At 71.9% G+C, this 8,160-nt stretch carries 3 protein-coding genes and 1 pseudogene; 3 read left to right on the top strand and 1 reads right to left on the bottom strand.

The annotated features are described in order from the left end of the window. Window positions 1–495, bottom strand: a 495-nt coding sequence (locus AS93_RS0116180) for a CDP-alcohol phosphatidyltransferase family protein (RefSeq protein ID WP_027591569.1), incomplete at its 3' end; no start/stop codon positions are given. Window positions 496–676: 181 nt separating this feature from the next. Here AS93_RS0116180 and recC point away from each other — a divergent pair. From recC to AS93_RS19610, 3 genes and pseudogenes are all read left to right on the top strand, one after another. Next, window positions 677–4,120, top strand: a complete 3,444-nt coding sequence (recC, locus tag AS93_RS0116175; protein ID WP_027591568.1) for an exodeoxyribonuclease V subunit gamma — start codon at window positions 677–679, stop codon at window positions 4,118–4,120. Then, complete coding sequence (recB, locus tag AS93_RS0116170) at window positions 4,117–7,740, top strand: exodeoxyribonuclease V subunit beta (protein ID WP_027591567.1); 3,624 nt, start codon at window positions 4,117–4,119, stop codon at window positions 7,738–7,740. The genes recC and recB overlap by 4 nt, the downstream gene beginning before the upstream one ends. After that, window positions 7,737–8,160, top strand: a pseudogene (locus AS93_RS19610) (exodeoxyribonuclease V subunit alpha); the annotation flags it as partial. The gene recB and the pseudogene AS93_RS19610, both read left to right, overlap by 4 nt.

Below are 8,160 nucleotides of genomic sequence, written 5' to 3'. Positions count from 1 at the left end.
GGCGACCCCGGCGCCCAGCGCGCCGAAGCAGAAGGCGCGGTCGCTCTTGCCCATCGGGCCGTCGTAGCGGCGCGAGGCGCCGGCCAGCGGGCCCATCACCCCGGCGTACTCGCTGAGCAGCGCGAGCAGCAGCACCAGCACCAGCCACAGCGGGCTGACGCCGGGCAGCAGTAGGAAGGGCATGTACAGCGCGGTATCCGAGACCAGGTCGCACAGCTCGTTGAGGTAGGCGCCCAGGGTGCTCTGCTGGCCGAATTCCCGGGCGAGCATGCCGTCGATGGCGTTCAGCGCCATGCGCAGGGTCATCCACAGCGGAATCAGCGCGAACAGCCCGCGCTGCTCGGCGAACAGCGCCACCAGTCCGGCGATCGCCAGCGAGCCGGCGCAGGCGGCCAGGGTGACCTGGTTGGCGGTGATCCCGGCGTCGTGCAGCCGGTGCACCAGCGGACGCAGCAGGGCCTGGAAACGGGGTTTGAGCTGGTAGATGGAAGGCATGGCAGGGAGGTGTCAGAGCCGATGGGCGCGCCAGTATAGCCATGCGCCATGACTGCGCATTTGCGCCAGCGCAGGAATGTGGCCTGCGTATCTGCGCGAAAACTTTACCTGTCCGTCCGTCCAGCCTGTGTCCCGTCGCGCTTAGCCACTACCATGGCGGTCTTCGAGGTGAGGACACTCCATGACCGCAGATCAGCCCCTGACGCCCGGCTTCATGATCGTCCACGGCAACCGCCTGGACGCGCTGCGCGAGCTGGCGGTGGCCTGGATGGGGCGCTATCCGCTGCGCCCGCTGGAAAACGAAGTGGTGCTGGTGCACAGCAACGGCGTGGCGCAGTGGCTCAAGCAGGCGCTGGCCGAGGACCCGCGCGAGGACGGCGGCGGCTGCGGCATCGCCGCCGCCATCGACGTGCAGCTGCCGGCCGCCTTTCTCTGGCAGGCCTACCGCACGGTGCTCGGCCGCGAGGCGATTCCCCGCGTGTCGCTGCTCGACAAGGGCCCGCTGACCTGGCGCCTGATGCTCCTGCTGCCGGCGCTGCTGGAGCGCGACAGCTTCACTCCGCTGCGCCGCTTCCTCGCCGAGGACGACGACCTGCGCAAGCGTCACCAACTGGCCGAGCGCCTGGCCGACCTGTTCGACCAGTACCAGGTGTACCGCGCCGACTGGCTGGAGGACTGGGCCGCCGGCCGCGACCAGCTGCGCAAGGCCAGCGGCCAGATCGTGGCGCTGACCGAGGAGCAGGGCTGGCAGGCCGAACTGTGGCGCGCGCTGCTCGCCGACGTGGGTGCCGAGGGCCTGGCGCAGAGCCGCGCCGGCGTGCACCGGCGCTTCCTCGCCCGGCTGCGCGAAGCGCACGAGGCGCCGCGCGGCCTGCCTCGCCGGGTCATCGTGTTCGGCATTTCCTCGCTGCCGGCCCAGGCGCTGGAAGCGCTCGGCGCGCTGGCGCGCTTCAGCCAGGTGCTGCTCTGCGTGCACAACCCCTGCCGCCATCACTGGGCGGACATCGTGGCCGACAAGGACCTGCTGCGCCATCAGTACCGCCGCCAGCAGCGGCGTCCCGACATGCCCGCCGACCTGCCGGCCGAGCTGCTGCACCAGCACGCCCAGCCGCTGCTGGCCGCCTGGGGCAAGCAGGGCCGCGACTACATCAACCTGCTGGACAGCTACGACAGCCCCGATGACTACCGCGCGCTGTTCCCCGCCCAGCGCATCGACCTGTTCAGCGAGGACGCGCCGGCCTCGCTGCTCGGTCAGCTGCAGGACGACATTCTCGAACTGCGCCCGCTGGCCGAGACCCGCGAACGCTGGCCCGCGCTGGACCCGCAGCGGGACCGCTCGCTGCGCTTCCACATCGCCCACAGCCCCCAGCGCGAGGTGGAGATCCTCCACGACCAGTTGCTGGCACGCTTCAGCGCCGACCCCGGCCTGCATCCGCGCGACGTGATCGTCATGGTGCCGGACATCGACCGCTACACCCCGCACATCCAGGCGGTGTTCGGTCGGCTCGCTCGCGACGATGCGCGCTTCATCCCCTTCACCCTGGCCGACCAGGGTCGGCGCGGCCGCGAGCCGCTGCTGATCGCCGTCGAGCATTTGCTCAACCTGCCGGACAGCCGTTTCGCGGTCAGCGAGATCCTCGACCTGCTGGACGTGCCGGCGCTGCGCGCGCGCTTGGGCATCGCCGAGGGCGACCTGCCGCAGCTGCACCGCTGGATCGAGGGCGCCGGCGTGCGCTGGGGGCTGGACGCCGCGCAGCGCCAGCGCTTCGGCGTGCCGGCGAATCTGGAGCAGAACAGCTGGCTGTTCGGCCTGCGGCGCATGCTGCTCGGCTACGCGGTGGGCGAGGGCGTGCCGCTGGACGGCATCGAGCCCTACGCCGAGATCGGCGGCCTGGATGCGGCGCTGCTCGGCCCGCTGGTCACCCTGGTCGAGCGCCTGCAGCTGGCCTGGCGGGAACTCTCCCGGCCGGCCACCGCGCTGCAGTGGGGCGAACGCCTGCGTGCGCTGCTGGAGGTGTTCCTGCGCCCGAGCGACGAGCAGGACGAGCTGCTGCTCAGCCAGTTGCTCCAGGCCCTGGAGGGCTGGCTGGAGCAGTGCCGCGAGGCCGGGCTGCACGAGGAACTGCCGCTCACCGTGGTGCGCGAGGCCTGGCTTGGCGCGCTGGACCAGCCCAGCCTCGGCCAGCGCTTCCTCAGCGGCGCGGTGAACTTCTGCACCTTGATGCCCATGCGCGCCATTCCCTTCCGCGTGGTCTGCCTGCTGGGCATGAACGACGGCGACTACCCGCGCACCCAGGCGCCACTGGACTTCGACCTGATGGGCGGCGACTACCGCCCCGGCGACCGCTCGCGCCGCGAGGACGACCGCTACCTGCTGCTGGAGGCGCTGCTCTCGGCGCGCGAGCAGCTGTACGTCAGCTGGATCGGCCGCAGCGTGCGCGACAACGGCGCGAAGCCGCCGTCGGTGCTGATCGGCCAGCTGCGCGACCACCTGGCCGCCGGCTGGCGGCTGGCCGGTCGGGAAGACGATGACCAAGCGCTGCTCGCGGCGCTGACCTGCGAACACCCGCTGCAGCCGTTCAACGCCGCCTATTTCGGCGCCGATGGCGAGCTGTTCAGCTACGCCAGCGAGTGGCTGGCGCTGCACCAGGGCGAGGCGGGCAAGCAGCCGGAAGGCGACCTGCCGCCGTACCCGGTGGACGGCGCCCTCGAGCTGGAAACCCTGCAGGACTTCCTGCGCAACCCGCTGCGCCAGTTCCATCAGCTGCGCCTGAAGCTCCACCTGCGCGACGGCGACCCGCCGCCGCCGGATGCGGAGTGCTTCGAGCTGGACGGCCTGCAGCGTCACAGCCTGCGCGACGCGCTGCTGCGCGCGGCCCTCGATGAAACCGACGCAGAGGCCGCGCGCCAGCGCCTGGAGGAACAGGCGGCGCTGCTGCAGCGCAGCGGCCTGCTGCCCCTGTCCGGGTTCGGCGAGCTGCATGGCGCGGCGCTGCTGGAACCGCTGCCGGACCTGCTGGAGGCCCGCCGGCATCTGCTGACGCTGTGGCCCGAGGCGGTGGCCTCGCCCCAGGCGGTAGGCTTCCAGCACGGCGAGCTGACGGTCGGCGGCTGGCTGCCCGGGTTGCGCCGCAATGCCCTCGGCGAACTGCTCAGCCTGCGCGTGCAGCCCGGCGCGCTGGGTCTGCAGCCGAAGAAGCGCAAATGGCACCACCTGATGCGCCCCTGGGTCGCCCACCTGCTGGCCAGCGCCTGCCGCGTGTCGCTGCACACCGTCCTGCTCGGCAGCGACGGTGGCCTGCGCCTGGCGCCGCTGCCGGCGCAAACCGCGGAGACTGCGCTGCGCGCGCTGCTGGACGCCTGGCTGCGCAACCTGCAGCAACCGCTGCCGCTGGCGCCGAAGACCGCCTGCGCCTACCTGCTGGAAGGCGCCGACGAGGCGGGCCGCAGCGCCTACGAAGGCGCATTCCGGACGCCCGGCGAGCGCGACGAAAGCGCCGACCTGCGCCGCTACTTCGCCGATTACGACAGCCTGCTGGCGGTCGACGGCGCCCGCGATCTGTGGAACGCCCTGTACGGCCCGCTGGTGGCGGCCGACTGGCAGGCACTGGAGGTGCCGGCATGAGTGACAAACCCAATCTGGCGCTGGACCTGCCCCTCACGGGCAGCCGGCTGATCGAGGCCAGCGCCGGCACCGGCAAGACCTTCACCATCTCCGCGCTGTACGTGCGCCTGGTGCTCGGCCACGGCGGCGAGGCACGCGGCTTCGGTCGTGCACTGCTGCCGCCGGAAATCCTCGTGGTGACCTTCACCGAGGCGGCCACCCAGGAGCTGCGCGACCGCATCCGCACACGCCTGGCGCAGAGCGCCCGGCATTTCCGGGGTGAACTGGCCGATCCGGACGAGCTGCTGGTCGCCCTGCGCAACGAATACCCGCCGGCCGACTGGCCGCGTTGCGCCCTGCGCCTGGACACCGCCGCGCAGTGGATGGACGAGGCCGCCGTGTCCACCATCCACAGCTGGTGCCAGCGCATGCTGCGCGAGCACGCCTTCGACAGCGGCAGCCTGTTCACCCAGACCCTGGAAGCCGACCAGAGCGACCTGCTGGCCGAGGTGGTGAACGACTTCTGGCGCGCACACTTCTACCCGCTGCGCGGCGCCGCGCTGGGCTGGGTGCACCAGCACTGGCGCAGCCCCGCCGAGTTGCGCCAGCGGGTGCGACCGCTGCTCGGGCTGGGCCTTGGCGTGGCGCACGCCGATATCCGCGCGCTGATCGAAGCCGCGCTGGCCGAGCGTGCCCAGCGCCTGGCCGCGCTCAAGGAACCCTGGGCGCTGTGGGCCGAGGAGCTGCGCACCCTGCTGGATGATGCCTGCGCCCGCAAGGTCGTGGACGGCCGTCGCCTGCAGGCGCGCTGGTACAACGGCTGGTGCGACGCGCTCAAGGCCTGGGCCAGCGATTCCGAGGCGGTGCAGCTGGATCTCGGCACCGGTTTTGCCCGGCTGACCGCGGACGGTCTGGCGGAGATCTGGAAACAGGGCACGCCCTTCGCGCACCCGGGCCTGCAGGCCATCGCCGAGCTGCCGGCGGCGCTCGCCGCGCTGGCCGATCCGGACGAGGCGCTGCTGCGCCATGCCGTGCAGTGGATCGAACAGCGCTTCGACCGGGAAAAGCGCCAGCGCGCGCAGATCGGCTTCGATGACATGCTCACCCGCCTGGACGCCGCGCTGGCCGGTGACAGCGGCCCGCGGCTGGCCGAGGTGATCCGCCGGCAGTTCCCCATGGCGCTGATCGACGAGTTCCAGGACACCGACCCGCTGCAGTACCGCATCTTCCAGCGCATCTACGGCATCGGCGAGGCGCGCGACGATTGCGCCATCCTGCTGATCGGCGACCCCAAGCAGGCGATCTACGCCTTCCGTGGCGCCGACATCTTCACCTACCTGAAGGCGCGCGCCGCCACCGAAGGCCGCCACCACAGCCTGGACACCAACTTCCGCTCCAGCACGGCGCTGGTCGAGGCAGTCAACGACCTGTTCCAGTTCGCCGAGCGGCAGCCGCTGGGCGCCTTCCTGTTCAAGGGCGAGGCGGGCAACCCGCTGCCGTTCCACCGCGTGAACGCGCGCGGCCGTCCGGAAACGCTGGAGATCGACGGTGAGGCCCAGCCGGCGATGACCCTCTGGCACCTGGCCGAAGCGGCGCCGATCAGCGGCGAGCGCTATCGCCGCGAACTGGCCGCCGCCAGCGCCACGCAGATCACCCGGCTGCTCAACCTCGGTCTGGCCGGCCAGACCGGTTTCCGGCGCGCCGACGGTACGTTGCAGCCGCTGTGCCCGGCGGACATCGCCGTGCTGGTGCGCGACGGCCGCGAAGCCCGGGCCATCCGCCAGCAGCTGGCGCGGCGCGGGGTGCGCAGCGTGTACCTGTCGGACAAGAGCTCGGTTTTCGACAGCCAGGAGGCCGCCGATGTGCTGGCCTGGCTGCGCGCCTGCGCCGAGCCGGACGACGAGCGCCTGCTGCGCGCCGCGCTGGCCACCGTCACCCTCGGCCGTTCGCTGAGCGAGCTGCACGCGCTCACCGAGGACGAACTGGCCTGGGAAGCGCGGGTGATGCAGTTCCGCGGCTACCGCCAGCAATGGCGCCGGCAGGGCGTGCTGCCGATGCTGCGCCACCTGATGCAGGACTTCGCGCTGCCGCAGCGGCTGATGGCCGGCGACGACGGCGAGCGCGCGCTGACCAACCTGCTGCACCTGGCCGAGCTGTTGCAGCAGGCCGCCGGCGAGCTGGACGGCGAACAGGCGCTGATCCGCCACCTGGCCGAGCACCTGGGCGGCCAGGGGCAGGGCGCCGAGGAGCAGATCCTGCGCCTGGAAAGCGATGATGCGCTGGTGCGCGTGGTGACCATCCACAAGTCCAAGGGCCTGGAATACCCGCTGGTGTTCCTGCCGTTCATCTGCTCGCACCGCCCGGTGGAGGGCGATCCGCCGCTTCGCTACCACGACGGGCAGGGCGAGCTGCAGGTCGACCTGCGCCCGGACGCCGCCGCCGTGGACCGCGCCGACCGCGAACGCCTGGGCGAGGACCTGCGCCTGCTGTACGTGGCGCTGACCCGCGCCCGGCACGCCTGCTGGCTGGGGCTGGCCGAGCTCAAGCGCCGCCAGGGCAAGGAGTCCTGCCTGCACCGTTCGGCCGTCGGCTACGTACTGGCCGGCGGCGAGCCCTTCGAGCTGGCGCCCCGGCTGGCCGCGCTGCAGGCCGCCGGGTCCGGGATCCAGCTCGCCGCGCCGCCGTCGCCTGACGAGCAACGCTTCTCGCCGCCGGCCGCCGACAACGCCGCGCTGCAGGCGCGCCTGCCCAAACGGCGCGCCCTGGAACACTGGTGGATCGCCTCCTACAGCGCCCTGGCGCTGGCCGGCGACGATGCGGTCGAGCCGATCGAAGCCCCGGACAGTCCGGCCGCCCAGAAGATCCACGACGACGATGCGCAGAGCCGCGAATTCGCCGGCGCGGCCGAGGGCGCCGAGCTGCACCGCTTTCCGCGCGGTCCGCAGCCCGGCACCTTCCTGCACGGCCTGCTGGAATGGGCCGGCCGCGAGGGCTTCGCCGAGGCGCTGGACAACCCCGCCGCGCGGCGCGAAATGCTCGCCCGGCGCTGCCAGCTGCGCGGCTGGCAGCAGTGGATCGATCCACTGGATGCCTGGCTCGGGGGCTACCTGCAGCTGCCGTTGACTGCCGGCGAGCGGCCGCTGCGCCTGGCCGATCTCGGCCACTACCAGGTGGAGATGGAGTTCTGGTTCTCCAGCCGCCAGGTGGACGTGCAGCGCCTCGATGCCCTGGTGCGCGCCCACACCCTCGATGGCGCGCCGCGCCCGGCGCTGGCGCCGAGCCGGCTGAACGGCCTGTTCAAGGGCTTTATCGACCTGGTGTTCGAGTTCGAGGGGCGCTACTACGTGGCCGACTACAAGTCCAACTGGCTGGGCGGCGATGCGCAGGCCTACCACGCCGAGGCCATGCGCCAGACCGTGCTGGAGAAGCGCTACGACCTGCAGTACGTGCTCTACCTGCTGGCCCTGCACCGCCAGCTCAAGGCGCGCCTGCCCGACTACGACTACGAGCGGCACATGGGCGGCGCGCTCTACCTGTTCCTGCGCGGCGGCGCCCACGGCGTGCATGCCGAGCGGCCGCCGCGCGCGCTGATCGAGGCGCTGGATCGCCTGTTTGCCGGCCATGCGGAGGTCTGCCCATGAATCTCGATCTGTTGGCCCGGCAACTGCGCGACGAGGCCTATCCCCTGCTTTCCCAGGTGCTGAGCGAGAGCGATCAATTGATCGCCCAACTGGATCTCTGGGTGCGTCGGGGCTGGTTGCGGCCGCTGGACCGCGCCTTCGTCGGCTTCCTGCGCGAACGCGAGCCGCAGGCCTCGCCGCTGCTGTTGCTGGCCGCCGCGCTGGCCAGTCACCAGTTGGGTCAGGGTCATGTGTGCCTGGACCTGGCCGTCACCCTCGACGAGCCGGATTTCGCCCTGTCCCTGCCGCCCGAAGGGGAACAGGCCGGTGAAACGCGCCTGCCGTCGCAACTGCTCGCCGGCCTGGACCTGGCGCAGTGGCAGGCGGCGCTGGCCGCCAGCGCGCTGGTCGAAGTCTGGCAGGGCGGTGACCCGGCGCAGC

Source organism: Pseudomonas sp. RL (assembly GCF_000647775.1).
GTDB lineage: Bacteria > Pseudomonadota > Gammaproteobacteria > Pseudomonadales > Pseudomonadaceae > Serpens > Serpens flexibilis.
This window is presented reverse-complemented; position numbering and strand designations above follow the sequence as displayed.